This window comes from Streptomyces spinosisporus, assembly GCF_022698145.1.
In the GTDB taxonomy this organism is placed as follows: Bacteria; Actinomycetota; Actinomycetes; order Streptomycetales; family Streptomycetaceae; genus Streptomyces; species Streptomyces spinosisporus.
Genome location: NZ_JALDAX010000011.1, coordinates 235334 through 259387, shown reverse-complemented (window position 1 = coordinate 259387; position 24054 = coordinate 235334). Strand labels below are relative to the sequence as shown.

Annotated in this window: 24 protein-coding genes and 1 pseudogene; 7 read left to right on the top strand and 18 right to left on the bottom strand. The window is 69.9% G+C overall.

Features of this window, described 5'->3' with window-relative positions:
- Positions 1–17 precede the first annotated feature (17 nt).
- Complete coding sequence (locus MQN93_RS27615; RefSeq protein ID WP_016432908.1) at positions 18–515, top strand: quercetin 2,3-dioxygenase; 498 nt, start codon at positions 18–20, stop codon at positions 513–515.
- 135 nt (positions 516–650) lie between these two features.
- Entirely contained in the window at positions 651–1640 is a 990-nt protein-coding gene (locus tag MQN93_RS27610) for a helix-turn-helix domain-containing protein (protein WP_016432909.1), read from the top strand.
- Between the two features lie 57 nt (positions 1641–1697).
- Here MQN93_RS27610 and MQN93_RS27605 read toward each other — a convergent pair whose 3' ends face one another.
- The 5 genes from MQN93_RS27605 to MQN93_RS27580 form a co-directional block, all read right to left on the bottom strand.
- Positions 1698–2591 carry an isocitrate lyase/PEP mutase family protein gene (locus MQN93_RS27605; protein WP_242711687.1) on the bottom strand — a complete coding sequence of 298 codons (894 nt, stop codon included), beginning with the start codon at positions 2589–2591 and terminating at the stop codon, positions 1698–1700.
- A 139-nt stretch (positions 2592–2730) separates the two neighbouring features.
- Entirely contained in the window at positions 2731–5376 is a 2646-nt protein-coding gene (locus MQN93_RS27600) for an alpha-L-rhamnosidase-related protein (RefSeq protein ID WP_242711686.1), read from the bottom strand.
- A gap of 420 nt (positions 5377–5796) precedes the next feature.
- The gene (denD, locus tag MQN93_RS27595) at positions 5797–6813 is read right to left on the bottom strand and encodes a D-erythronate dehydrogenase (RefSeq protein WP_242711685.1); all 1017 of its coding nucleotides are present in this window, start codon (positions 6811–6813) and stop codon (positions 5797–5799) included.
- A 648-nt stretch (positions 6814–7461) separates the two neighbouring features.
- Positions 7462–9030 carry a cellulose binding domain-containing protein gene (locus MQN93_RS27585; RefSeq protein ID WP_242711683.1) on the bottom strand — a complete coding sequence of 523 codons (1569 nt, stop codon included), beginning with the start codon at positions 9028–9030 and terminating at the stop codon, positions 7462–7464.
- Between the two features lie 143 nt (positions 9031–9173).
- Entirely contained in the window at positions 9174–9692 is a 519-nt protein-coding gene (locus MQN93_RS27580) for a MarR family winged helix-turn-helix transcriptional regulator (RefSeq protein ID WP_308404417.1), read from the bottom strand.
- A 146-nt stretch (positions 9693–9838) separates the two neighbouring features.
- On the opposite strand from MQN93_RS27580, the gene MQN93_RS27575 reads away from it, so the two are divergent.
- Together MQN93_RS27575 and MQN93_RS27570 are read left to right on the top strand one after the other, a co-directional pair.
- Entirely contained in the window at positions 9839–11071 is a 1233-nt protein-coding gene (locus MQN93_RS27575; RefSeq protein ID WP_242711682.1) for an MFS transporter, read from the top strand.
- Positions 11072–11164: 93 nt separating this feature from the next.
- Positions 11165–11680 (top strand): cupin domain-containing protein, encoded by a 516-nt coding sequence (locus MQN93_RS27570; RefSeq protein WP_242711681.1) that lies wholly within the window; start codon positions 11165–11167, stop codon positions 11678–11680.
- Positions 11681–11701: 21 nt separating this feature from the next.
- Here the strand turns inward: MQN93_RS27570 and MQN93_RS27565 are convergent.
- From MQN93_RS27565 to MQN93_RS27540, 6 genes and pseudogenes are all read right to left on the bottom strand, one after another.
- A pseudogene (locus MQN93_RS27565) lies at positions 11702–12002 on the bottom strand (TetR family transcriptional regulator); the annotation flags it as partial.
- Between the two features lie 129 nt (positions 12003–12131).
- Positions 12132–12926 (bottom strand): MerR family transcriptional regulator, encoded by a 795-nt coding sequence (locus tag MQN93_RS27560; protein ID WP_242711680.1) that lies wholly within the window; start codon positions 12924–12926, stop codon positions 12132–12134.
- A gap of 15 nt (positions 12927–12941) precedes the next feature.
- Positions 12942–13703: an ABC transporter permease gene (locus MQN93_RS27555; RefSeq protein ID WP_242711679.1), complete on the bottom strand. Its 762-nt coding sequence runs from the start codon at positions 13701–13703 to the stop codon at positions 12942–12944.
- Positions 13700–14353 carry an ABC transporter ATP-binding protein gene (locus tag MQN93_RS27550; protein ID WP_443744617.1) on the bottom strand — a complete coding sequence of 218 codons (654 nt, stop codon included), beginning with the start codon at positions 14351–14353 and terminating at the stop codon, positions 13700–13702. The genes MQN93_RS27555 and MQN93_RS27550 overlap by 4 nt, the downstream gene beginning before the upstream one ends.
- Before the next feature lie 319 nt (positions 14354–14672).
- Complete coding sequence (locus MQN93_RS44410; RefSeq protein ID WP_372504464.1) at positions 14673–15338, bottom strand: SAM-dependent methyltransferase; 666 nt, start codon at positions 15336–15338, stop codon at positions 14673–14675.
- A gap of 85 nt (positions 15339–15423) precedes the next feature.
- The gene (locus MQN93_RS27540; RefSeq protein WP_242711678.1) at positions 15424–16278 is read right to left on the bottom strand and encodes an alpha/beta fold hydrolase; all 855 of its coding nucleotides are present in this window, start codon (positions 16276–16278) and stop codon (positions 15424–15426) included.
- A 106-nt stretch (positions 16279–16384) separates the two neighbouring features.
- On the opposite strand from MQN93_RS27540, the gene MQN93_RS27535 reads away from it, so the two are divergent.
- The 3 genes from MQN93_RS27535 (at position 16385) to MQN93_RS27525 (ending at position 17982) form a co-directional block, all read left to right on the top strand.
- Positions 16385–16828, top strand: coding sequence for a helix-turn-helix domain-containing protein (locus MQN93_RS27535; protein ID WP_242711677.1), 444 nt, complete (start codon positions 16385–16387; stop codon positions 16826–16828).
- Between the two features lie 34 nt (positions 16829–16862).
- A complete protein-coding gene (locus MQN93_RS27530) occupies positions 16863–17300 on the top strand; it encodes a VOC family protein (RefSeq protein ID WP_242711676.1) in 438 nt (145 codons plus the stop codon).
- A gap of 115 nt (positions 17301–17415) precedes the next feature.
- Positions 17416–17982: a MarR family winged helix-turn-helix transcriptional regulator gene (locus MQN93_RS27525; protein ID WP_242711675.1), complete on the top strand. Its 567-nt coding sequence runs from the start codon at positions 17416–17418 to the stop codon at positions 17980–17982.
- Between the two features lie 19 nt (positions 17983–18001).
- Here the strand turns inward: MQN93_RS27525 and MQN93_RS27520 are convergent, their stop codons facing one another.
- The 7 genes from MQN93_RS27520 to MQN93_RS27490 form a co-directional block, all read right to left on the bottom strand.
- Positions 18002–19036: a Rieske 2Fe-2S domain-containing protein gene (locus MQN93_RS27520; RefSeq protein ID WP_242711674.1), complete on the bottom strand. Its 1035-nt coding sequence runs from the start codon at positions 19034–19036 to the stop codon at positions 18002–18004.
- Position 19037: 1 nt separating this feature from the next.
- Positions 19038–19262, bottom strand: coding sequence for a recombinase-like helix-turn-helix domain-containing protein (locus MQN93_RS27515; RefSeq protein ID WP_016432928.1), 225 nt, complete (start codon positions 19260–19262; stop codon positions 19038–19040).
- A gap of 88 nt (positions 19263–19350) precedes the next feature.
- A complete protein-coding gene (locus MQN93_RS27510; protein ID WP_242711673.1) occupies positions 19351–20298 on the bottom strand; it encodes a PDR/VanB family oxidoreductase in 948 nt (315 codons plus the stop codon).
- A 12-nt stretch (positions 20299–20310) separates the two neighbouring features.
- Complete coding sequence (locus MQN93_RS27505; RefSeq protein ID WP_278191218.1) at positions 20311–21951, bottom strand: thiamine pyrophosphate-binding protein; 1641 nt, start codon at positions 21949–21951, stop codon at positions 20311–20313.
- Between the two features lie 10 nt (positions 21952–21961).
- On the bottom strand, positions 21962–22753 hold the full coding sequence (locus MQN93_RS27500; RefSeq protein WP_242711672.1) for an SDR family oxidoreductase: 792 nt from the start codon (positions 22751–22753) through the stop codon (positions 21962–21964).
- A gap of 41 nt (positions 22754–22794) precedes the next feature.
- A complete protein-coding gene (locus MQN93_RS27495) occupies positions 22795–23538 on the bottom strand; it encodes an SDR family oxidoreductase (RefSeq protein WP_308404416.1) in 744 nt (247 codons plus the stop codon).
- Positions 23531–24052 (bottom strand): cupin domain-containing protein, encoded by a 522-nt coding sequence (locus MQN93_RS27490; RefSeq protein ID WP_242711671.1) that lies wholly within the window; start codon positions 24050–24052, stop codon positions 23531–23533. Before MQN93_RS27490 ends, MQN93_RS27495 begins: the two co-directional genes overlap by 8 nt.
- Positions 24053–24054: the final 2 nt, after the last annotated feature.

The following is a 24054-nucleotide window of genomic DNA, read 5'->3' as shown; positions in this document are numbered from 1 at the left end:
CTTGGGAAGGGAAGGGCATGACCGAGACCACACAACCCGCTACCAGCCCGTTCGTCGCCGGCCCGCAGGACGGCCTGGCCCTCTGGTATCTCGACGTCCTGAAGCTGGTCAAAGCGCCGGCGGCGCGCACCGGAGGGAAGATGTCTGTGGCCGAGGAGGTGCTCCCCGAGGGTTCGTCGCCGCCTCTGCATGTCCATCGCAGGGAGGACGAGGCCCTCTACCTGCTCGAAGGCCGGCTCACCTGCCAGGTGGACGACCAGGTTCTCGCGGCAACCGCGGGGTCCTTCGTGTGGTTGCCAAGGAACATCCCTCACACGTTCCGCGTGGATTCCCCTACGGCCAGGGTTCTCGTCCTGTGCGTGCCCGGCGGCTTCGAGGCGTTCTTCAGCGACATCGGTCGGCCGGCAGCTCGGCACACGCCCCCACCCCCGTCCGAGGAACCCCCCGACCCGGCGGCCATGGCCCGCCACGCCCGCACCTACGGGGTCGAGCTCCTCGGCCCGCCGATGGCCTGACGCGCTCGCAGGCCCATACCCACCCCTCGTCCTCCCGCCGGCGGGACACCCGTCCGGCCGCCCGGCCCTTGACCGGGCGGCCTAGGCTTGCATGTGCAGCCACATTCCCGCGACGAGCAACGGAGGGAGACGGCGGTGAGCGTTTCATTCAGCACCGACGACGTGTCCCCCGCGGAGCGAGACGACTACTGGCAGCACATCGCCCGCCGGTACCACGGCCACGACATCAGATTCCCGCACAGCGGCCACGACTGGTTCCGGGCGCGCTCGGTCACGAGGGATCTCGGCACAGCCACGATCACCACCGCCTCCATCACCGCCGACCCCGCCTGGACCACGCTCGAGGCCCACCGGACGCCCCGCCGCCTCCACTGGGCCGACACGGACGCCTACGAAGTCAAGCTTCTCCGCCACGGCGTGCTGTACGTCGTGGCGCAGGACGGACGCGAAGCCGCCCTGCGGCCGGGTGACTTCGCCCTCGCCGACATGGAGAGGCCGAGGGACGTGGCGATGGCCGCCGGCGGGCACCAAGAGGTGCTGACCCTGTTGGTGCCTCGTACGCAGCTTCCGTTGCCATCGTCCGAACTCGCGCTGCTGACGGCCGTACGACTGTCGGGGCAGGAGGGGTCCGGCTCGCTGATATCGGCGCTGCTACGAGGCATAGCCGCCGAACAGGACACCTATGACCCGGCGGAGTCAGTGCGTATCTCGTCCGCCGTGCTCGACCTGCTCACCGCCGCCTTGGCGGGGCGGCTCGACCGGCGCGCCTCGATACCGGACAAGGTGCATCACCGGGCGCTGGTGCAGCGGATCTATGCCTTCATGGAGAGCCACCTGGGCAACTCCGCCCTCTCGCCCCGCGCCGTCGCCGACGCCCACCACATCTCGCTGCGCTATCTGCACAAGCTGTTCGAGGCCGAGGAGTGCACGGTCGCCGAATGGATCCGCCTACGCCGGCTGGAACAGTGCCGGCGCGACCTGACCGACGTGACGCTGCTCAACCGCCCGGTGAGCGCCATCGCCGCGCGTTGGGGCTTCGCCGACACCGCACACTTCACCCGGCTCTTCCGCACCACCCACGGGATGGCACCAGGCGCGTACCGGATGCTGCACACGAGGTCGTAGCCGGAAGCCACATTGACGATCAACTGCCCTCGTCCCACCGTCCGTTGGGAGTTGCTGTCAGCCGTGGTCGTAGCGCTTTCCCAGGTCGAGTACGTCCGGTAGGCCCACGGTCGCGAAGAAGTCGTTCAGGGCGGGCATGGGCTGTACGGCGTCCGTCGGCGTACCCGCTTCGGCCAGTTCGGCGAGGACCTTTTGCACGGCGGAGGTGGCGGCGAGGAGGGTGGAGACGGGGAAGATGACGAGGCGGTAGCCGAGTTCGGTGAGGCGGGCCAGGCTGGTGGGTGGGGTCTTGCCGCCCTCGACCCAGTTGAAGAGCAGTGGGGTGTCCGGGAAGGCGGCTGCTGCCGCCTCGATCTCGGCGTCGGTCCTGAGGGCCTCCAGGAAGAGCATGTCGGCGCCGGCGTCACGGTAGCGGCGGGCCCGCTCCAGTGCGGCGTCGAAACCCTCCACGGCGCGGGCGTCGGTGCGCGCGATGATCACGAAGTCGGGGTCTTCCCGGGCTGCTACGGCCGCCTCGACCTTGCCGGCCATGGTGCCCGCCGGGATGACCTCCTTGCCCTCCATATGACCGCAGCGCTTGGGGGACGTCTGGTCCTCCAGGTGGATCGCGGCGACACCGGCGGCCTCGTACTCGCGGACGGTCCGCATGACGTTGATCGCGTTGCCGTACCCGTTGTCGGCGTCGGCGATCACCGGGATGTCGACCGCCGAGACGATGCGACGGGCGGCAGCCGTCATCTCACTCATGGTGAGCAGACCGATGTCGGGCCGGCCAAGCAGCGAGGCGGTCGTACCGAACCCAGTCATGTACACGGCCGGGAAGCCCGCCTGCTCCACGAGCAGCGCACTCATCGCGTCGTAGGCCCCCGGCGCGAGGACCGGTCCCGCCCCAAGAAGCATCTCCCGCAGCCGCCGCGCCCCACCCTCACGCCTTCCCAGCAACCCAGCCATGACCTTCCCCATCCGCCGCGCGTCCCGAGCGCCGACGGACCGCGTACCCATGACCGGCATGGACGACTCACCCGACGGCCTCCGGCCGATCACGTGCCCGGCCCGCCACCCCTGAATCGTGGCGGGCCGGGCCTCGCGCTCAGCCGGTGTGCCGAGCGGTGAAGGTGTACGTTCCCGGCGCGAGTCCCGGGATCGTGACGCGCCCGTCGACGATGCTCGCCCTGCCGTCCGAGGCGTGGCGTCCGTCCCACAGCAGGCGGTTGCGGGACCGTACCGTCATCCGGTGCCCGTTCACCGGCAGGGCGACCGTTGCCCGCGTGCCGTCGGGGACGTCGACGTCGAGCCGGAAGGTGTTCCCTGTGTTCTGCCAGGAGACGCGCAAGGCACCGTGCGGGGTGGGGAGTTGGCCCTGTGCCCAGGCGACGTCGCCGGGGTTCGGCCGCACCTCCCAGGTGGCGTAGCCGGGTGATGTCGGCCTGGCGCCCAGGAGTTGGTGGGTCAGCGCAGGCAGGACTCCGGTGGACCAGCCGTGGGCCATGCTGGTGTAGGCGTCCTCGTAGAGCGATCCGTCGGGGCCGATGCCCTCCCAGTTGGTGATGCCAGGGTCGTGGCTGTCCATCCAGCCGTACGTGCGCCGGATCTGGTCGAGCGCGGAGTCGGCGCGCCCGGCGATGAAGCGGGCCTCGATCTCGGGGTACGAGGTGAAGGCGTACACGCGCTCGGAGGCGCCGTCGAAGAGGGTGTCGTTGTCCATGAACGCGTTGCCGTACGGGAGTTGGGTGGTCCCGTCGAGATGGGCGAGGGCTGACGCCGAGCGGTCCGCGTCGGCGATGCCCGCGGTGACGGCGAGCGCGTTGCCGTCCTGTGCGTGGCGAGCGGGCCCGGTGGCGGAGTCGAGGTAGGCGCCCGCGGCGGCGTCCCACAGATGGGTGTTGATGGCCTCCGTGACCGTGTCGGCCCGTTGTGCCCAGCGTGTCGCGTCCGCCGAGTGCCCGAGCAGCCGGGCGAGTTGGGCCGCGTCCTTGAGTGCCTGGACGTACAGGGCGTTGTAGTAGGTGATTCTCCCGGTGCGCCCCAGGAAGGCGTAGTCGCCGTATCCCCCGGTGTTGTTGAGCCCCTTGCTCAGCAGCCCCGCCTCGTCCGTGACGCTCGGGTACCAGGTGTCCAGCACCTTGAGCAGGTTGGGGTAGTACTGGGCGGCGTAGGCCCGGTCCCCGGTGTAGAGCACGTAGTCCCAGCTGCAGGTCACCCACCACAGGGGGTAGTCGAACAGCGGGAGTGTGTAGGAGGAGATGGAGGCCGGTGGTATCCAGCCGTCGGCGCGCTGGTGGTCGGCGAGGTCGGCGAGCACGTTGCGCGCGGCGGCCGCCGTGTCGTCGTGGGTGAGGTACAACGTCCTTGCGGAGACGGCGAGATCGCCCACGTACGGGTCCCGGTCGCGCTTCGCCCCGTCATGCAGGACGAGCTTGCCTTCCAGTGAGGCGCTCCAGGCGTTCCTCGGGTCGACGTCGTCCTGACGGAAGGTGTCGGTGACGAGTTCGTTGGTGTAAGCGGCGCCGTACCAGTAGCGGTTGAGGTCGTCGTCGGAGCAGAGGAACCAACCGCGGTAGGTGCCGGGCGTACCCACGTACGCGGTGAAGTCCAGGCTGACGGAGTCGATCGCGACCGTCCCCCAGGGCTGGGCCGCCGGGGCGTCGGAGTCGAGGGCGTCGAGGGCGATGCGCAGATAGCGAAAGCCGTGGAGTCCGTCGGCGTAGACCTTGTCGCCTGCCTGGAAGCCCTTGTGGTCGGTCCAGTCGGCGCCCTTGGCCGGTACGGCGAACTGGTCGGTTCCCCGGCCCGCGCCGCCGGACTGGTCGGAGCGGGTGAAGTCGGAGCGTTCGGTGAGGAACTGCTGCGTCTCGGAGAACGCCACGCGCACACCGGGCGAGTTGTCCGAGGCGGAGGTGAAGCGGATGCGCGGGTAGCCCACGACGACCTTGCCGAAGTCGACCGTGACGCTGGGCGCCACGACCGGTTCGACCGGCTCGGGCCACACCTCGTTGATCCGGGTGAACGCCCCGCGCGAGGTGTCCTGCACGGCGGTCACGGTGATGCGCACCCTGTTCGTCGTCACCGATGCGGCAAAGGGCACGGCCCGTTGGATGACATCGTTGTCGGTGACTGTTGCGACGGTCTTCCAGGCGTCATTGACCCAGGCGTCGACCGTGAAGGCGGTGGGCACTCCGTCACTGTTGGAGATCACCGTGATCCCGGACAGCTGCCGGGCGTCCGGCATGGTGATGGTCAGGACGTCCGGGAAGGCGGCCAGGGTGTCGTCGTTCCAGAAGGTGTCGGGGTTGCCGTCGATGGCGTTGGCGGCGTCGTAGGTGCGCGGCTGCCCGTCATTGCCGTTGTTGCCGGCGTGGGTCGAGGACGCCTCGGCCGTGGTGCCCTCCGGCCAGCGCGGCGCGGGACTCGGCTGCGGACGTCGCAGCGTGGTTGCGGCGCCGCCGGGCTTCAGCAGCGCCGGCGGATTGCGTACGTCGCCGGTCGAGCCGAGAACTCGTACGGGCCGCACCGTCCGGGACGCGGGCCCCTGGACGTAGCGCTGCCAGCCGGTGCCCGGGCGCGGCGGTCTGGAAACGGCCGCCGCTTCGGCGTCCGCGCTCGTCACCGCGGCGGCGGGGCTTGTTCCGGGCGAACCGACGGACAGGGCCACGGCTCCGGCCCCGGCGGCCGCCATGACCGTACGGCGGCGGGGGCCAGGTTGTGCGGCACTCTGCGATGCGCTGCTCGATGTCATGGCACCTCGTTCCTGGTGATTCGTCGTGGGGATTCATGGTGGGGTTCGTCGTGACGGGTTGAAACGATTCAATGTGTTGAGGCAGGGCGACGTTATCCCAAGTCCCGGAGCGCGTACAGGGATCGCGCAATGCCCTCTGGGGCGACGAGGTCGTGCGCATTCGAGCCGGCGCCCGGTGTGCGCCATGTCACGACGGACTGGCGGACGTACGCGGAACAACTCCCAGCGGTTGACCGTTCACCTATACGTGGCTGCGGAGGGGACAGTGTCCCCGGGCCTCACCTATAGCCCGTGGGGAAGATCGTTCGGCTGAAGCCCCACGGAGCCTTTCGCCGAGAGGCGACCGCCCTCCGCACGTCACACCACAACGGCCCCGGCTGGCCTCCCCCGTCCAGTCGGGGCTCCGTGCGTTCCGGGCCGTCACTCCGAGCCCACGATGACGGCCTCGGGGTGATCGGCCAGATACTCCCGCACCACGGCCAGGAAGCTCGGATCGGGCTGGAGCGCCAGGGCGGCGGCGCGCCGGTTGTCGAAGACGGCCGGCCATGAGCCGACGATGGCCTCGACGGCGGGATCAGGTGCGACGGTCACCAGGTCGGCGGCCGTGTCACCGGCCACCTGGCGGAGTGTGGCGAGCATGTCGGCCACGGAGACGGTGAGGGCGGGCAGGTTGACGGGCAGGGGGCTGTCGAGACGCCCAAGCCCCGTCCCGCGCTCGGCCTCGGCAACGCGGATGATGCCGCGCACGGTGCGCCGTGGCGAGGACAGTGCCACCTTCAGGCCGGCGTCGACCGGGCAGATGGCGGGCAGCCCTGCCAGTGGCTCGCGGATGATGCCGGACAGGAAGCCCGAGGCGGCCGCGTTCGGCGGGCCCGGCCGCACTGCGACGGTCATCAGCCGGGCCACGCGTCCGTCGATGAAGCCGCGGCGGCTCAAGTCCGCGATCAGGTGCTCGCACATGAGCTTCTGCGTGCCGTAACTCGACCGCGGCACAGGCAGCGTCGTCTCACTGATCACAGGCGGCAGAGGAAGCGCCGGATGGGATCCGTAGACCGCGAGACTGCTGGCGAACACCACCCGCGCCACCGGTCCGCCGGCCACCGACTGCCCCTTGGCCGCCTCCAGTACGGTGCGGGTGCTGTCCACATTCGAGCGCATCCCAAGGTCGAAATCGGCCTCGCACTCGGCCGACACGGCGGCAGCCAGATGAAACAGCACATCCACCGGCTCCGCGAACACCGCCTCGACACGGTCGATCAGGTCGCCGTGCACCCACTCCACCAGCGCACCGGACGCCTGCGGCATCTCGGGCGCAACAACGCGGTCGGCGAGCACGAGCCGGGTGATCGGTCCTCCTGCGAACGTCCGCGTGTGCAGCAGACGTTCGGCCAGCAGGCGTCCCAGGAAGCCGGACGCGCCCGTGATGACGATCCTCACCGCTGTCTCCTCACCCTCGACCGGTCGGGCCCGGGGCACGATCGCACCGTGTCGCAACCCTGGTCGCCCGTCCAGTGCTCGGCCGGTTGCGACACGCGGGTCGGTCCGACAGGCAGGTCAGCGGGGCAATCCGACGGGCAGGTCAGCGGAGCAGTCCGACGGGTCGGTCAGAGAGCGGTGGTCACCGAGCCGCCTCCCACGGCTGTTCCCCGCGCACAAGAGCCGGCCCCCGGCGCCGGAGACCGTACGCCTTCGCGTCGCCGCGCCCGTCCGTCCGTCCCGCCGTTCTCCAGGTTCCGCAGCCAACGGCAGGCCATCACCAGCAGACCGGCGAAGACTGCAAGGAGCAGCAGGGACGTCCACATGGGCCGACTGCCGGGAGAGTCCCACCCCGTCCAGGCGGTCGACGCGGTCCACAACGTGACGCCTGCCGCGTAAAAGGCCCGCATACGGCGTAGTTGCCGCACGGCCGGCAGGGGCGTGGGGTGATCGGTGTGCAGTGTCATGCGGCCCTGGGTACCCCGATTCACGTCGTCAACCGGCCCGGAACGGTCCGGGGCTCCGTGGTGGGCGGGATCGCTCCGGGAGGTGGGGTTCACCGCCCGGAGCGGTTGCAGCCGCTGGAGACTTATACGGGTTGACGGGCCGTCAGCCCGTATAGGCCGCGAAGATCTTCGCGAACTCGTACGGGGACTGGGGAATGTTGGTGCACTGGTAGAGCGCGCCGGTGCAGGCGTTGCGGTCCCGGGTGGCCTCCCAGAAGGCGAGCTCCCCGAGGTGCTTGCCCTGGGCGAAGGAGACCAACTGGCGGGCGTCCGCCTGGTCGTAGATGTGGCCGTCGTCGTTCTGCCCGAGCATCGGCGTCACGCCGACCATTGCCCAGACCTGGGCGTCGGTCTTGCCGGGGTAGAGCGACTTGAGCTGCGCGAAGGTGCTCTGCGCGGCCTGGACGGCCGCGTCGCCGTAGTCGACGCTCCGGTAGTAGTCCATGGCCATCACGTTCACCACGTCCAGGTCGACCCCGGCGTCTCGCGCCGACGTCACCACGTTCAGGCCGTCCGAGGTCAGCCCCTCCGGGAGGACGGGCAGGGTCAGTGAGATCTTCAGGTCCGGGTGCGCCTGCTGCAGTCGCGCCAGGGCCTGGGAGCGCCGGGCGACGGACGTCGGGTCGGCAGAGGCCGCGCCCTCGATGTCGAAGTCGGCGTACTTCAGGTCGTAGGCGGTGACGACCGCGTTGTACTCGGCGTACAGCGCGTCCACCGAACCGCAGGCCTGGGCCAGTTCGATGCCGCTGGCGCCACCGAAGGAGATTTTGACGTCTCCCCCGCCGGCCCTGATGGCGTCGATCTGGTCCTTGGCCCAACCGTCGCGCGGGTCATAGGCGTTGAACCACATCGCCTTGCACGCGGAGGCGGTGATGAAGGCCATCGTGTAGTTCTTCAGCCCGCTCGCCGAGGCCATGTCGGGCATGCTCGGCGTGGGCCACGCCCCCATGTCGATGTACGGCGCGGTGGACAGGCCGCCACTCGGCTGCTGGCCGCCGCCGGTGGTGGTCGTACCGCTGACGGCCGTGGAGTACGCGGATACGTTGCCCGCGGCGTCGCGGGCCCGTACGCGGAACGAGTAACTGGTGCCGGACTGCAGCCCGGTGGCCGTGTACGAGGTTCCGGTCACCGTTGCCGGGGTACCCCCGTCGCGCGAGATCTCGTACCCGGCGACGAACCCCGAGTCGTCCGTCGAGGCACTCCACCGCACCGTCAGGGAGGAGCCGGTCGCGGAGCCGACGGTCACTGCGGACGGGGCGCTGGGCGGCGTGGTGTCGGTACCCGAACCTCCCGTACAGGGACCGCCGTTGAGCTTGCAGCCGGTGGGGGTGCCGGTGCCGTTGGACACCCAGCCGAAGGAGGCGGATGCGCCCGGGGCCAAACTGCCGTTGTACTCACGGTTCTTGAAGGTGTAGTGGTTGCCGCTCTGGGTGAGCAGTGCGTCCCAGTACGAGCCGACGGTGCTGCCGGAGGGCAGGTCGAACTCGACGCTCCAGCTCGACAGGCTGGTGCTTCCGCCGTTCGTGACGGTGTACGAACCCTGGTAACCGGCCTCCCACGTCGACGTCTTGGCGAAGGCGGCGCTCGGTGTGCCCGCGGCGGTCGCGGGTGGAGCCAGAACGAGCAGAAGCAGAGCGGCGAACAGGGTGAGAAGTGCCGACGGTCTTCGCATGTGCTGCCTCCACTGGGGGGTGGGCGCCGGAGCGGCGCGTGAAGCCGCGGAGTTGGTCCATACCAATCCTCTGGCATGTACATACTTAGCAGCGGCCCGGCCGTCAAGCCCCACGCCAGGAAGCCGTATCAAGCCGTATCGCCTCAAGCCGTATCGCCGAGGCTCTCCAGTACCTGCCGCAGACCCTCGGCCGTCTGCTCCACCAGCCGGCGGTCCACACCGGCGAGCAGTTCCGCGTAGGCCGCAAGATGGTCGGCGAGAGCGACCCGGATGACCTCGTGCCCATGCTCGGTGAGCCGGATCTTGACGGTGCGGCGGTCAGCCCCTTCCCGCACCCGCTCGACGAGACCCTTGGCCTCCATCCTGTCGATGCGGTTGGTGATGGCACCGGAGGTCACCATGGACGCCTTGAGGAGAGCCCCGGCCGGGAGCATGTAGGGCGGACCCGAGCGCTGCAGGATGGTGAGGACGTCGAACTCACCGTGCTCGATTCCATGAGCGGCGGCCGTGGTCTTGACGGATTTGTCGACCACCCTGGCCAGGCGCTGGACCCGGGCAAGGAGCTCGACCGGCCAGAAGTCCTCCACCACATCGGGGCGCTCCTTGGCCCACTGCCCGACGATCGCGTCCACCACATCGCCCATCTCCGCCACTCCCGTCATTGCGCATCTTCTCAGCGTGCGTCTTCTCAGCGCACATCTTCTCAACGTGCATCTTCTCAAAGTTAAGACACTTGACGCCGAGAGAACCCTGCTGCTTTTATTTCAACGTTGAGATTATCAAGGCTGAACGAAAGGGGGCGCCCGCCATGCCCGAACTCGCACCCCGCCCCGCCTTGCACACGCCCGCGACCGTTTCCGGGCAGGAGGCACGCCAAGTCCCTGTCGTATGGCTCGCGTTGCTGGCCACTCCGGTCGCGGCGAGCGCCAACGGCCCGGTCCTGATCCTCCCCGACATGGCCGGCTCGCTGGGCATCCGTACCGCGACGGCGACCTGGCTCGTCACAGCCTTCGCGTGGGCCATGGCCGTCGGCACCCCGGTGATGGCGAGCTTGCTGCGCCGTCGCGGGCTGGGCAGTGTGCTCAGGCTGTGCACGGCCCTGATCGTGGCCGGCACCGCGGTCCTCTGCGTGGCGCCCTGGTTGCCACTGGCGATGGCGGGCCGGGCGGCCCAGGCCATGGGCGGCGCGGGCCTGATCACGGCGGCGATGAGTCTCGCGGGCTCCGTCCGCCGGATGGGCGTGATCACGGCGGGCTTCGGCACGCTCGGCGCTGCCGGGCCGCTGCTCGGCTCGACGATCGCGGATGTGACCTCATGGCGGGTGTCCCTCGGCGTCGGGGCGGTCGCACTGCTCGCCCTTCCGGCGGTCGTGCGCCGTGCGGACCTGTCCGCGCCGCGGCACAACACCCCCTTCGACGGCCGCGGTTGCGTCCTTCTGGTGCTGACGGCGACGGCCTTGGTCCTCGTACCGCGTTACCCACTCCCTGCCGTCGCCGCCTCCCTGGCGGCGGCCGCGCTGCTGGCCCTGCACATCAGGTACAGGCCCGCGGGCTTCGTCCCTGCGTCGCTGCTGCGCACCCGGACGTTTGTCCTCTCCGCCCTGCTCGCCTGCACGCTCGCGACCTCGTACTTCACACTGCTCTTCACCGTCCCGCAGCTGCTGGGCGACCGTACCGGCTGGTCGACCTCCACGATCGGCACCGGCCAGCTGATCGCCCTCCTCGCAGGCTCGGCACTTTCCATGGGTCTGGCCGCGGCCTCCGCCCGTATGAGCCGTCCGCGAGTCCTGACGCTCCTGATCGCGGCCGGGGCAGCGGCCCCGCTCACCGCGGCACTGACCCCCTGGGCCCCGCTGCTCCTGCTGGTCGCGACGGTGGCCGTGTTCGCGACGAGCGGTGGCCAGGCGACGCTCGCGGTGTACGCCATCCAGGCCTCGCCGACCGCCCAACGCCCCACGGCCATCGGTCTGTTCAGCCTTTGCTACCAGCTCGGCGGAGCCTTCGGACCGGCGATCGCGGCCTTGCTCACGCTGGGCGGCTGAAGCGCCCGGCCCCCTCGCCCCACCTCGCGCCGCGCCGCGCCGCGGCAATGCATCCCCCGTACGGAATCCGCTCATTGACCCAGGAGCAACATCATGAACGAGCAGACACCCGCCGCCCCCGCACCCACCACCTCGCCCGTGCTGACCCGCCACACCGATGCCGAGACCTGCGCCGACCCGAGCAGCGTGATCACCCTGCTGGCCGAGTCGGGCGCGACCGCGGACGGTTTCACGAGCTACCGCTCCCACTTCGCGAAGGGCGGGGCGGGAGCCCCGGCCCACTTCCACACCCGCGCCACGGAATTGTTCTTCGTCATCAGCGGGTCTCTTCAGGTCCTGATCGGCGAGGAAGTCACCATCCTGAACGAAGGAGACTTCCTCGCGGTGCCTCCCCACACCCCGCACGCCTTCGCAGCCGCTCCGGGCTGCGAAGCGGACGTCCTGTTCGTCTTCACCCCCGGCATGGGCCGGTTCGACTACCTACGGCTGCTCGGCCGCGTCACGCGCGGCGAGGCAGACCCCAAGGAGATCGCCGAGTCCTCGGAGCGGTTCGACAATCACTATGTCGACAGCCCCGCGTGGCGGGCTGCGCTGGAGCGGCCTGCGTGATCGGCTCGCTGCAGTGTCACCAGTGCTTTGCACGAGCGGGGCGTTGGCCTCGAGGTCGCCGAGCAGCGAGCCGGTCTCGGTGCGCGGCAGTGACTGCTCGGTCATGTCCGTCAGCAGGTCGAGCACGAGGCTGGTGACCGTTCCTCAGCGCCGGTAGACGGTCATCTTTCCCACGTCGTCGCGGCGCGCGTGGTCAGTGAGATCCAGGTGGGCAAAGCTCTGCTCCGCCGAGGCGTCCCCAGGCGGCCTGCAGCACTGCCGCGCGCACTCGTGCCGTACGCCCTCCCGGCCGGACCACTACTCCCCGCTCGGCTGGGGGCAGCTCACCGGCAAGATCCGTCGGGTTCGGCCCCCCGGAGCCGTCGGCTGGACCCTGACCCCTGCTCGACGACACCACAGGTGCCCTCCTGCATGCCCCCGAATGGCGTCGCTCCAGGACCCTGACCTGTCATCACGATGGCGGCGGCTCAGTGTTGAGTCTGTCGGCAGGCACTCGCTCGATGCGCGTCCAGCCCTTCCAGCCCCGCTCCTCCAGAATCGCCAACAGCCGCGCGGCGTGCGGTGAGGACTCGACCATGGCCGAGTCCAGCAGGTCGACGAACTGATCGTCGATACCGTCATCGGCACCCACCTCGCCGGCCTCCATGGCGCGCACCATCAAGCGTTCCATGATGTCGGCGACCTCGACGATCCGCGGATCGTCGGCCGGCCAGTCGAGTGCCCCGCTGAGCAGGCTGTAGAGCCTCACCGTGTCGGGGTCGTCCAGCTCCTCGTGCTTCTTGGCGATCACGGCGTCGATCGAATGCGGCACCTGGGCGGCGATCATGATCCAGGCGTCCCGCTCCATCTCGATGTACCGCTCCTCAACGCCGAGACCGCGCAGCCGGTCGAGATAGTCCACAACGCTCTGCGGAAGCGCCAGGTGCTCCCCGGCGGCAAGCCTGGCGAGACGGCCGCGAGTATCCTGCAAGCGCCGGATCTCGGCGCGCAGGGCCTTGTCGATCTCCTGGACGCCGCCGGCGAACTCCTTCGTGCCGGCGTCGAGGAGCTCCTGCACCCGGGCCAGCGGCACGCCTGCGTCGGCCAGGGTGCGGATCCGGATCAGTCGTACGACCGCAACGGCGTCGTAGGTCCGGTATCCGGACCGGTCGCGTGCGGGCTCCGGCAGCAACCCGATCCGGTGATAGTGGCGTACTGCCCGCACAGTGACCCCGGCGTACGCCGCAAGCCGGCTGATGGTGAGCATGGGTCCCACCCTGCCTCAGGCGATCTTCCGGCGGTAGACGGCCATCGCGAAGACGTACGCCACGACGAGGATGCCGAGGCACCAGGCGAGGGCGGTCCAGATGTCGTCGCCGACCGACTGCCGGGCGAACAGGCTGCGGATCGTGTTGACGATCGACGTCACCGGCTGATGTTCGGCGAACCAGCGCACCGGGCCGGGCATCGTCCTGGTGGGCACGAACGCCGAGCTGACGAACGGCAGGAAGATGAGCGGGTAGGCGAACGCGCCGGCCCCCTCGACCGACGACGCGGAGAGACCGGGGATCACGGCGAGCCAGGTCAGCGCCAGGGTGAACAGGAGCAGGATGCCGGCGACCGCGAGCCATGCCGACACTCCAGCCCCTGAGCGGAAGCCCATGAGCAGAGCGACGCCGACGACGAGCACGAGCGCGATCAGGTTGGCGACCAGGGAGGTGACGACGTGGGCCCACAGCACACCCGAGCGTGCGATCGGCATGGACTGGAACCGCTCGAAGATCCCGCTCTGCACGTCGATGAACAATCGGTACGCGGTGTAGGAAATGCCCGAAGCGATGGTCATGAGAAGGATGCCGGGCAGCATGTAGTTCACGTACGAGACCGACCCGGTGTCAATGGCGCCGCCGAACACATAGACGAACATCAGCATCATGGCGACGGGCGTGATGACGGTCGTGATGATGGTGTCCATGCTGCGTGTGACGTGGCGCAGGGTCCGCCCCGTGAGCGCGGCAGTGTCGCTGAAGAAGTACGCAGTCATCCTTGTCCCCCGGCTGTCCTGCTGGTGGCTTCGCTCTTGTCGCCGCTGCCGATGACTGCGAGGAAGATCTCCTCCAGGGTCGGCTGCTTCTCGACGTACTCGACCTTGGCGGGCGGGAAGAGCTGCTTGAGCTCGCTGAGGGTGCCGTTCACGATGATCCGACCCTGGTGGAGGATCGCGATCCGGTCGGCGAGCTGCTCGGCCTCGTCCAGGTACTGCGTGGTGAGCAGCACCGTCGTGCCGTACTCGGCGAGTTCCCTTACGGCATGCCATACCCCGATGCGTGCCTCGGGGTCGAGTCCGGCCGTAGGCTCGTCCAGGAAGATCACGGATGGAGCTCCAATGAGACTCATCGCGATGTCCAGCCGGCGGCGCATTCCACCCGAATACATGGACACCTTGCGCAGGCCGGCATCGGTCAGCGAGAAACGCCTCAGCAGGTCGTCCGCGATCGCGCCCGGGTCCTTGAGGTGGCGCAGCCTGGCGACGAGGACGAGGTTCTCCCGGCCGCTGAGGATCTCGTCGACGGCCGCGAACTGCCCGGTGAGGCTGATGGACTCCCTCACATCCGCCGGTTGCTCGGCGACGTCGAAGCCGTGGACGGTTGCCGTCCCCGCGTCGGCCTTCAGGAGCGTGGCGAGGATCCGCACGGTCGTGGTCTTGCCTGCCCCGTTGGAGCCGAGTAGGGCGAAAATGGTGCCCGCGCCACCTCGAAGTCGACCCCGCGCAACACTTCCAGCTTCTCGTACGCCTTCTCCAAACCCCGCACGCGAATTACCGGGCCGGCGATCGATCGGGCCGTCATGGTCATCTGCCTCCTTCGTGGAGTCGTCCCCGGCGACTGCGAGGAAGCTCCTGCCGGAAGCTTGGAGGGTTGACCCAGCGTCAAGGTCAAGCCTGTTCCGACCATGACATCCAGATCACCGGTCGATCAGACACGTCGCAGCATGGCGGGCTGCTTGCGGCCCCTCAGCGGGCACGGCCCCGGCGCGTCAGCCCGATGATTCCCGTCACGACGGCGAGGACGAAGAGTGTCAGGCCCACGAAAACCACCGGGTTCACCCAGGCCGGCACCAGTTCGGTCCCCACGCCGTCCGAGGTGACGCACTGAGCGCTGACCGGCAGGGTCGCACGGGTCACGATGTGATCACCCCGGGCGCCGCGTGCCGCGCACATCTGGTCCGGGTCCAGGATGTAGAAGCCCGACATCACGCCCCACGCGTATGCGCCCAGCGCCGCCGCCCCGGCCAGAACGGCCACCAGCGTGCAGGTCGTACCGCTGGGCAGGCGCAGGCCGCTGATCGGCTGCCGGGTGGCGGCCCGCCGGATCAGGGCCGCACCGGCGCCCACCACCACCAACGGCATGAGGAACGGCGCGAACACCAGGATGAGAAACGCAAGACTCGCCATGTTCGCCCAGACATCATCAGGGCAAGATCGGTTCCTATGACATTTCCGCCAGGAGCGATCGGCGGGACTTGCGCGCGCCCGCCGCCGTAGAAGCCAACCTTCTCGGACCGGGCGGACGGTGGCGTGCGAGAGGACCACGAAGCTGCCGTCCGGCAGCGCGTCGCGCGGGGTGGTGACGATCCGGTCGGGCTTCTCGGCGTCGGTGAGGAAGTGGAGGACGGCCACCTCCTGTGAGCCTCTCCCCTCACCGACCGCCACGTCGCCCCTGACGCGAACGGCTGTACGGCAGCGTCTCGCATCAACATCCGTGTCACTGGCGGCCGTTGGCAGCGGTGTGCTCCAGGATCGCGGCGGCGATCGTCGTCCAGTCGGCGCGCTCGACGCCATGGCCGGCGTCCGGCAGGGTCAGCATCCTTGCGCCGGGGATGTGTTCGGCGAGGACCTCGCCGTGCCGGAGCGGGAACAGGGGATCGGCGCTGCCGTGGATCACCAGCGTGGGCGCGGCGATCGAGGACAGGGGTGCATCCGGCAGTTCGCCGTCCGGCAGTGCGTCGTGATTGCGGACCGCCATGAAGTCGTGTGCGCGCTCGACATCGCGCCGCACAAGGCTGCGCGCGGCAGCTTCGTCGAACGGGCGGCGGCCCCCGGCGAGCACGCGCGCGTACGCCACTTGGTGGTCGATCACCGAGCCGGTGTCCGACCAGTCGACGTGCGCGTCCGAGAAGAAGCGCATGAACTCCTCGGTCGGCGGGGGAAGTTCGCAATCGATCGACACGGCGCACGACGTGCTGATCAGGACGAGCGAGCTGACGCGGTCCGGGTGGTCGAGCGCGAGCAGCTGCGCGAGCGCTCCTCCGGCAGAGACACCCACGATGTGCGCCGCCGGGATCTCATGGGCGTCGAGCACTCGGGCGGCGTCAGCGACGAGGTCAGCGCCGGTGTACCCGGGTCGACCCACCTCGTACGTGACCGATCGGCCGGTGTCGCGGTGGTCGTAGCGGATCACGAAGCGACCGCCCTCGGCGAGCATCCGGCAGAAGCCGTCCTCCCACCAGAGCATCGAGGCCCCGGTGCCCATGACGAGCAGGACGGGCGGTTGCGACGGGTCGCCGAAGGACTCGACGCACAGTTCGATGCCGTCCACCTCGACAACACGCTCGGTCATCACCGCTCCCACCGCTCGCTCAGGCCGGTACCCCTTCCCCATCACAGCAGACCCACCCGGCCGGCCACCCGCACCCCCACGACCGGCGGCGCCCGCCCGCCGCACAATGGTCTACGTGGCCCCCGTACCGATCGCTCGTCATCTGCTCCGCGCCAAGGATCTCGCCGACGCGCGCTACTGCGAGGCACTCACCGTCGCCGACATGGCCGCGGCCGCCGCGCTGTCCCCGGCGCACTTCAGCCGGCGTTTCAAGGCCGCGTTCGGTGAGTCGCCGCACCAGTACCTGCTGACCCGTCGCCTGGAGCGGGCCGCGTCGCTGCTGGTGACGACCGACTGGACTGTGGCCACGATCGCGGTTGCCGTGGGTGCGCAGAGCATCGGATCGTTCACGACGAGTTTCCGCAGGATGTACGGGACGACCCCGCAGGCCTACCGGGCGGCCCATCCGCCCGCCGCGCGGCATGTGCGCATCCCCCGCTGTGTGGCCATGGCCTACGCGCGTCCGCAGAACCGCACGTTTCGAGAAGACACGTCCGCGTCCACTGCCTAGCGTCGTTCCCAGGCAAGTCGACCAAGGAGCGGCCATGACAAGCATCAAGATCGCCAATGCGCAGTTCTGGGTGCACGACCAGGACGAGGCGCTCGCCTTCTACACCGACAAGCTGGGCTGGGAGGTCCGGGCGGACGTGACCATGGAGGCATGGAGCTTCCGGTGGCTGTGCGTCGGCCCGCCCGGTGGGGACGGTCCGGCGCTGGTGCTGATGCCCGTGCCGCGGCAGCCCATGCTGGACGAGACCGCCAGTGCCCAGCTCTCCGATCTGGTGGCCAAGGGTGCGGGCGGCACACTGTTCCTGGAGACGGACGACTGCAAGGCCGCCTACGACGAGCTGTCCGCCCGCGGTGTCGAGTTCAACGACCCGCCGACGGTGCAGCCGTACGGCATCGACACGTCGTTCCGCGACCCCTCGGGCAACAACATCCGTCTCACTCAGGTGATGGAATTCGACCCGGACCGGGGCTGACCGCGTCCCGCCGGGGCCACCACGACCCACCGGGGCCACCACGACCCACGTAATGAGCGGCGCTTTCCCTCAGGGCTAAGATTTCAACACCAGATATATGCCGCGAGGGGAAGACATGGCGCAGCGCAGGTCGGCGAAGCGGCCCGACGCCGTTTCGGGGATCGTCGACGACTGGGCCCGTGAGCGGCCCGAGCTCGACACGACGCCGCTGGAGGTGCTGGCCCGGCTGCACCGCTCGTATCTGCAGTACCAGTCGCGGATGACCTCGCAGCTCGATGCGCACGGCCTGTCCGTCGCCGGGTTCGACGTGCTCACCGCGCTGCGCCGGTCGGGGGCGCCGTACCGGCTCACGGCGGGACAGCTCGCCGCCTCGGGGCTGATCTCGTCGGCCGGGGTGACCCTGCGCCTGGACCGGCTCGAGAAGGACGGGCTGCTCGTGCGGGAGCGGGACGCCGAGGACCGCCGGGTCGTGTACTCACGCCTGACCGAGGCCGGGTTGAAGAAGATCGACGAGGTCTTCGCCGCCCACCTGGAGAACGAACGCCGGATGCTCGGCGGGCTGTCACCCGCCGAGCGGCGTCAACTCGGCGGTCTGCTCTCCAAGTTGGAGCGTTCGATCGTGGAGTCCGACGAGGCGGTGACGTCCAACGAGGCCGTGGAGGCCGGGCCGAACCCGAGCTGAGCCGGTGGCCGCGGCTGACTCATACGGCCGCGCCGGCGGGCGGTACCGCCTTCGACTGCTGCCTGGCCCGCGCCTGGTAGAGACGGCGGAGGCGGACGATGCCGAGGTCGTGCTGGTAGAGGTTCTCGCGCTGGTCGGCATCGTGCGGCATGGCTTCGAGCATGACGCGGTCCTGCTCCAGGACCTCCCAGTGACGGGCCTCGATGAGGGTCTTGTAGAGGAAGCGCCAGGTGTCCCGCTGCCAGTCCCGCACCTTGCGGTAGCGCCAGAAGAAGACGCCGGTACGGCCCGCGTCCACCGGGCAGGCCATGCCGACGATGCCGAAGGGGCCGCCGGGTCCGGCCGAGGGCGGGTAGGGGATGGACAGGTCCACCCAGTCGACGCCGGTGTGGCACAGCTCGACCCAGTCGAAGTTCACACCGCGCTGGTCGGTCTTCTCGAAGAAGTAGCCGCGGTCGGTCTCCCGGATGCGGAACTTCGCCGTCGTGTCCCCGGCGAACATCGTGTGGGACTCGTTGTGCAGGAACGCGCCGTGCATCGGGTCGAGCAGGTTCTCCATGGCGTAGCGCCACGGGACGTTCCATTCGGCGTAGCAGAGGAAGGCGTCGATGCCGTCGTCGGCCAGCGGGTCCGGGAGCGTGAGGTCGACCGGTTCGGGGTGCTCCTCGTCGCCGAAGTACGCGAGGATCGCGCCGCCCACCTCGCGCACGGGCAGGGAGGTGACGAGGGTCTTGCCCTCCAGATTGCAGCCGGGCAGGCCGGGCACGGAGGTGACCTTGCCGGTGCCGTCGACCTCGACGCCGTGGTACCAGCAGGCGACCCGGTCGCCCAGGTGTTTGCCGAGCGACAGCGGGGCGCCGCGGTGCGGGCAGCGGTCGGCGAGCATCGAGAGGGTGCCGTCGGACCTGCGGAAGAGCAGCCAGTTCTCGCCGAGGGCGGTCACCTTGCGCATGCCGCCGGGCTCGACGAAGTGCGACGGCACGACGGGGTGCCACTGGTTGCGCAGGCCGTGGGCGTAGATGTGCTCGGCGGTGTCGTGGGTGGAAAGCGTCATGTCAGGCTCCCAGGCGGTGCATCTCGGCGCGGAAGGACTCCTCGGTCCAGGGTTCTCCCGTGGGGGTGTGCAGCTGACGGGAGTTGAGGCCCGCGAGCACGTCGCTGAGCTCATGGCCGTCGTTGGTGAAGATGTCCTCGAGGGTGCGCGCGAGCTTCAGCTCGTACGGGGTGGGTTCGTGGTCTCGGGTCTGGTGGGGGTCCAGGTGGGGCCAGGTGTCGGGCATCAGGTATCCGTACGGGTCTCAGAGGTCCAGAGGGGTTGCGGAGCGGTCGGGTGTCGGCGGGGTCCGGACACGCGGCGACCGAGAGAAATCAGAGGTCCAGGACCAGTCGGTCCGAGACGCAGCGCGAGACGCAGATCATCATCGTCCGGCCCGCCGCGTGCTCGGCCTCGGTGAGCAGGAAGTCGCGGTGATCGGGGGTACCGGCGAGGACGCGGGTCTCGCAGGAGCCGCAGATTCCGTCACGGCACGAGGAGTTGACGTCAAGGCCTGCGTTCTCGGCGGCCTCCAGGATGGAGGTGTCGGGGCCGACGTTCAGGGTCACCCCCGACGTACGGCATTCGACGTCGAAGGAGCTGTCGTCGGCGCCGCGTTCCACGACCGGAGCGGCGAACCGCTCGGTTCTCAACTGCGCTTCGGGGACGGCGTCTTCGACCGCCTGCAACAGTGGTTCCGGGCCGCAGCAGTACACGAGGGCGTCGGCGGGAAGGTCCGCGAGGATGCCCGCCAGATCGATGTGGCCCTGCTCGTCCTGCGGTACGAAGCCGACCTGGCCGCCGGTGAGCGCGGCGAGCTCGCTGCCGAACGCCATCGACGCCCGTGTGCGCCCTCCGTGGACCAACCGATAGGGGGTGCCGTCGCGTTGTGCCTGTCGGGCCATCGCCAGGATGGGTGTGATGCCGATGCCGCCGGCGATGAAGACGTAGGAGGCGGCGGGTTCCAGCGCGAAGTGGTTGCGCGGCCCGGCCACCCGCACAGTGTGGCCGGGCCGCAGGCTGCTGTGCACATGGCGCGAACCGCCGCGTGAGGACGGCTCGTTGAGGATGCCGAGCCGGTACACGGCGCTGTTCGCCGGGTCGCCGCACAGGCTGTACTGCCGCACGTGGCCGCCGACATGAAGGTCCAGGTGCGCGCCGGGTGTCCAGGCCGGGAGCGGTTTGCCGTCGGGGTGGGTCAGTTCGACGGAGAGGACGCCCTCGGCCTCCCAGGTCATCCGGTGGACCAGGAGGTCGAGCTCCTGCTCTTCGGTGCTGCTCATGGTGGGGCCTCCCTACGCGGTGGGGATCTTCACGGGCGGGGTGAACGGGTTCTTCATGGGGCCGAGCGCGGCGAGGTCCACCTCGACGAGCGTGGGTCCGTCATGGGCGACGGCGGCTTTGATGACGGCCGCGGCGTCGGACGCGTCGGAGATGCGCGCGTACGTCAGGCCGCAGGCGGTGGCGAGCGTGGCGAAGTCCGGGGTGAACAGGTCGACTCCGGAGCGGCGTTCGCTGTACTTGTCCTGCATGTTGCGCAGCACGCCGTAGCCGCCGTCGTTGAAGACGACGAGTGTCAGGCGCGGTCGCTCCTGGGCCAGTGTGAGCAGTTCGCCGAGGTGGACCGCGAGTCCGCCGTCGCCGGCGATGACGACGGTCGGTTCGTCCGGGCGGGCGACGGCCGCGCCGATGCCCATGCCGAGGCCCTGCCCGATGCCGCCGCCGCGCGGAAAGACGTTGGCGCGCGGATCGTGCAGCGGCAGCAGGCGGTTGCCCCAGGAGGAGGACGGGATGGTGACGTCGCGGGCGACGACGGCACCACGGGGCAGGGCGTCGGCGAGGGCGTCGCAGAGGGCGGCCTGGGGGCCGATGGTGTCGTGCAGTGTGGCGCGGACCTCTTCGCGGACGCGACGAACACGGTCCGTCCAGGCGGCGTTCGCGCGCCTGGCTGCCGTGGTGAGTTCGGGCAGGACGGCGGACGCGGCACCGTGGAGTGCGTGCCGGGCCGGGTACACGCGGCCGAGTGCGGCGGTGTCGATGTCGATCTGGATGTGGGCGGTGGGCAGTTCGAGCCCGTAGTCGGCGGTCTCGTTGGAGCGGAAGTGGGTGCCGACGGTGACGAGGACGTCGGCGTCCTTCAGCAGGGCGCGAACGGCGGGCGTGGTGGCGAAGTTGCCGATGACCTGCTCGTGGTCCTCCGGTACGGCGCCACGCCCGGAGTTGGAGGTGAGCAGACCCGCGCCGGTCGCCTCGACGAGTGCCAGGAGTTCGGCCCGCGCGGTGTTCGCGCCGCCGCCCGCCCAGATCAGCGGTTGCCGGGCGGACGCCAACAGCGCGCGTGCGGCGGCGAGTTGTGCCTTGTCGGGGACCGGGGGCTCGACGGCCTGAGGCGTGGAACCGTCGTCTTGCTGTGCCGCGTACTGCAGGTCGATCGGCCACTCGACGCTCGCGGGCCCGGCGGGAGCGGTAAGGGCGGCGGCGGACGCCTCGCGCAGGATGCGCCCCGCGTCACGGGTGGAGGTGACGGTCGCGGCGTATTTCGACACCGCGGTGAGCATCCCGAGCTGGTCCTTCGTCTCGTGGATGAAGCCCCGCCCACTGCCGAGGTACGCGGATTCGACCTGTCCCGTGATGTGCAGGACGGCCGTCCCCGCGGACAGGGACTCGACGAGGGATCCGGCCGCGTTGCCCGCGCCGGTGCCGGTCGAGGTGAGCGCGCAGCCGATGCTGCCGCGTGCGCGGCCGTACGCGTCGGCGGCGTTCACGGCGGTGGCCTCGTGGCGTACGGGTACGAAACGCAGCCCCGGGTCGGCCTCGATGGCCTCCACCAGCGGAAGGTTGTGCACGGAGACAATGCCGAAGACGGCGTCGATGCCCAGCGAGGTGAGGTGGGCGGCGAGGAGTTCGCCTCCATTGCGGTGGGTCACAGGGGTCATGGAGGGCTCCTCAGAGGATGCCGCGGCCGACTCCGCCGCAGACGTCGATGCTGGTTCCGGTGATGTACGAGGCGCGTGGGGAGAGCAGGGAGACGATGGCGTACGCGACCTCCTCGGCGCGGCCCAGCCGGCCGAGCGCGACGCCCCGGTCGGCGGCGAGCTCGGCCTGCCACTCCTCGTGGCCGAGGTCGCCGGCGGTGGCCGCGTGGCGGCGCGTCCACTGGCCGGTGTCGATGAGGCCGAGGCAGACGGAGTTGACGCGGATGCCGTCCTTGGCGAGCTCGGTGGCCAGGGACTTGGAGAGGTTGAGGATGCCGGCGCGCGCGGCGCTCGTCGTGATCAGCCGGGTCTCCGGCTGCTTGGCGAGGACGGCGTTGACGTTGACGATCGCCGCCGCGTCCGAGGCGCGCAGGTAACCGCGGGCGGCGGCAAGGGGGTTGAGCACGCCGGCGAACTTCAGCTCCAGTTCGTCGCGCCAGTCCTCGGCGGTCGTCTCGTCGAGCGGCTTCATACGGGACTGGCCCGCGTTGTTGACGAGCGCGTCGAGGCGCCCGCCGAAGCGGTCCGCCGCGCGCTCGACGAAGTCGCCCACGGCGTCGGAGTCCCGTACGTCGCACACGCTGTGGAACAGCCGGTCGGAACCGGCGCCCAGGTGCGCGGCCGCCTTGGCGAGCCGTTCGGCGTCGCGGCCGCAGGTGGCGACGTTGGCGCCTTCGTCGAGCAGGGCCCGGACGGTGGCCAGGCCGACACCCGAACTGCCCCCGGTGACCAGCACGGTGCGGTCGGCGAGGCCGAGGTCCATGAGAACTCCTTGGAAGTGGTGGTGCGGGACGCAGGGGTGGGTCAGTGCATCGTGAAGCCGCCGTTGACGGCGATCACTTGACCCGTGAGATAGCCGGACTCCGCTCCGAGGAGGAACGACACCGTCCCGACCAGGTCGTCGGCCTGCTGGGGCCGTGCGATCGCCCGGTTCTGCGCGTACAGCGCATGGCGTTCGGCGGGTACGGTCTCGGTCGCCTCGATCTCCGTCAGGCCGGGCGCCACGGCGTTCACCGTGATGCCCTCGGGGCCCAGCTCACGGGCCATCGCCCGGGTCAGCGCGATGACGGCGCCCTTGGAGGCGATGTAGTGGGCGAGCCGCGGTGAGCCGTAGAGGGCGGCGTCCGAGGCGATGTTGACGATGCGGCCGGGCCACGCCATCAGCGGGAGCAGGTGCTTGGCGACGAGCCAGGGCCCGCGCGCGTTGACCGCCATCAGCCGGTCCCACACCTCGACGTCGATGTCCTGGAAGTACTTGCCGCCGACGCCGTTGGCGAGTGCCGCGTTGTTGACCAGTCCGTGGACGGCGCCGCGAGGTGCCAGCCAGGCGGCCAGTGCCTCGACCGAGGCCGGGTCGGCGACGTCCAGTGGTACGAACTCCGCCTCGCCGCCCGCCTCTTGGACGGCCCGAGCCGTCCGTCGGCCCCACTGCTCGTTCAGCTCGGCGACGACGACCCGGTAGCCGTCCGCGCCGGCCCGGCGGGCCATGGCCTCCCCCAGACCACGGCCCCCACCGGTGACGACGACCGTTCGCGGCTGCTCAGTCACGGGTGATGCCGTACAGCGGCGAGTACTCGGGGTAGGTCGGCACCTGCGGCTTCTGCGTGCCGATGATCACGCAGAACAGTGCGTCCGTGTCGCCCTCGTTCTTCAGCGAACGGGTCACCCCGGCCGGCACCACGATCATGTCGCGGTAGCCGAGGGTGCGGTACTCGACCTCGTCCGGACCGCGGTGGATGCCGACGCGGACCTGGCCCTCCAGGACGAAGAAGGCCTCCTCGACGTCGTGGTGGGTGTGGGCCGGGCCCTCGGCGCCGGGCGGCAGCAGCATGTTGGAGAAGGTGAAGCCGCCGGAGGGGAGGATGCGGTTGTCGTTCTCGTGGTTGCCGGTGGCGCCGGAGCCGACGTAGCGGATCTGTGCGCGCTTGTACTGCGGGCCGGCCTTCTCCTGGAAGGACAGGGTGCCCCAGTCGGGCTCGCGGGAGTTCTTGGTGGCGATGAGGGCGTCGGTGTACTTGGCGAGGTCGCCGCCGTTGTCGTACTCGGTGGTGGTGATCGGCATGG

Bases quoted from the DNA above. Each gene is read 5' to 3' on its own strand.
- MQN93_RS27530 (WP_242711676.1), top strand. From the start codon at position 16,863: ATGACAAGCATCAAGATCGCCAATGCGCAGTTCTGGGTGCACGACCAG.
- MQN93_RS27500 (WP_242711672.1), bottom strand. From the start codon at position 22,753: ATGGACCTCGGCCTCGCCGACCGCACCGTGCTGGTCACCGGGGGCAGT.
- MQN93_RS27520 (WP_242711674.1), bottom strand. From the start codon at position 19,036: ATGACGCTTTCCACCCACGACACCGCCGAGCACATCTACGCCCACGGC.
- MQN93_RS27580 (WP_308404417.1), bottom strand. From the start codon at position 9,692: ATGACGGGAGTGGCGGAGATGGGCGATGTGGTGGACGCGATCGTCGGG.
- MQN93_RS27510 (WP_242711673.1), bottom strand. From the start codon at position 20,298: ATGAGCAGCACCGAAGAGCAGGAGCTCGACCTCCTGGTCCACCGGATG.
- MQN93_RS27505 (WP_278191218.1), bottom strand. From the start codon at position 21,951: ATGACCCCTGTGACCCACCGCAATGGAGGCGAACTCCTCGCCGCCCAC.
- MQN93_RS27515 (WP_016432928.1), bottom strand. From the start codon at position 19,262: ATGCCCGACACCTGGCCCCACCTGGACCCCCACCAGACCCGAGACCAC.
- MQN93_RS27525 (WP_242711675.1), top strand. From the start codon at position 17,416: ATGGCGCAGCGCAGGTCGGCGAAGCGGCCCGACGCCGTTTCGGGGATC.
- MQN93_RS27585 (WP_242711683.1), bottom strand. From the start codon at position 9,030: ATGCGAAGACCGTCGGCACTTCTCACCCTGTTCGCCGCTCTGCTTCTG.
- MQN93_RS27575 (WP_242711682.1), top strand. From the start codon at position 9,839: ATGCCCGAACTCGCACCCCGCCCCGCCTTGCACACGCCCGCGACCGTT.
- MQN93_RS27605 (WP_242711687.1), bottom strand. From the start codon at position 2,591: ATGGCTGGGTTGCTGGGAAGGCGTGAGGGTGGGGCGCGGCGGCTGCGG.
- MQN93_RS27570 (WP_242711681.1), top strand. From the start codon at position 11,165: ATGAACGAGCAGACACCCGCCGCCCCCGCACCCACCACCTCGCCCGTG.
- MQN93_RS27600 (WP_242711686.1), bottom strand. From the start codon at position 5,376: ATGACATCGAGCAGCGCATCGCAGAGTGCCGCACAACCTGGCCCCCGC.
- MQN93_RS27540 (WP_242711678.1), bottom strand. From the start codon at position 16,278: ATGACCGAGCGTGTTGTCGAGGTGGACGGCATCGAACTGTGCGTCGAG.
- MQN93_RS27535 (WP_242711677.1), top strand. From the start codon at position 16,385: ATGGTCTACGTGGCCCCCGTACCGATCGCTCGTCATCTGCTCCGCGCC.
- MQN93_RS27560 (WP_242711680.1), bottom strand. From the start codon at position 12,926: ATGCTCACCATCAGCCGGCTTGCGGCGTACGCCGGGGTCACTGTGCGG.
- MQN93_RS27555 (WP_242711679.1), bottom strand. From the start codon at position 13,703: ATGACTGCGTACTTCTTCAGCGACACTGCCGCGCTCACGGGGCGGACC.
- MQN93_RS27490 (WP_242711671.1), bottom strand. From the start codon at position 24,052: ATGCCGATCACCACCACCGAGTACGACAACGGCGGCGACCTCGCCAAG.
- MQN93_RS27615 (WP_016432908.1), top strand. From the start codon at position 18: ATGACCGAGACCACACAACCCGCTACCAGCCCGTTCGTCGCCGGCCCG.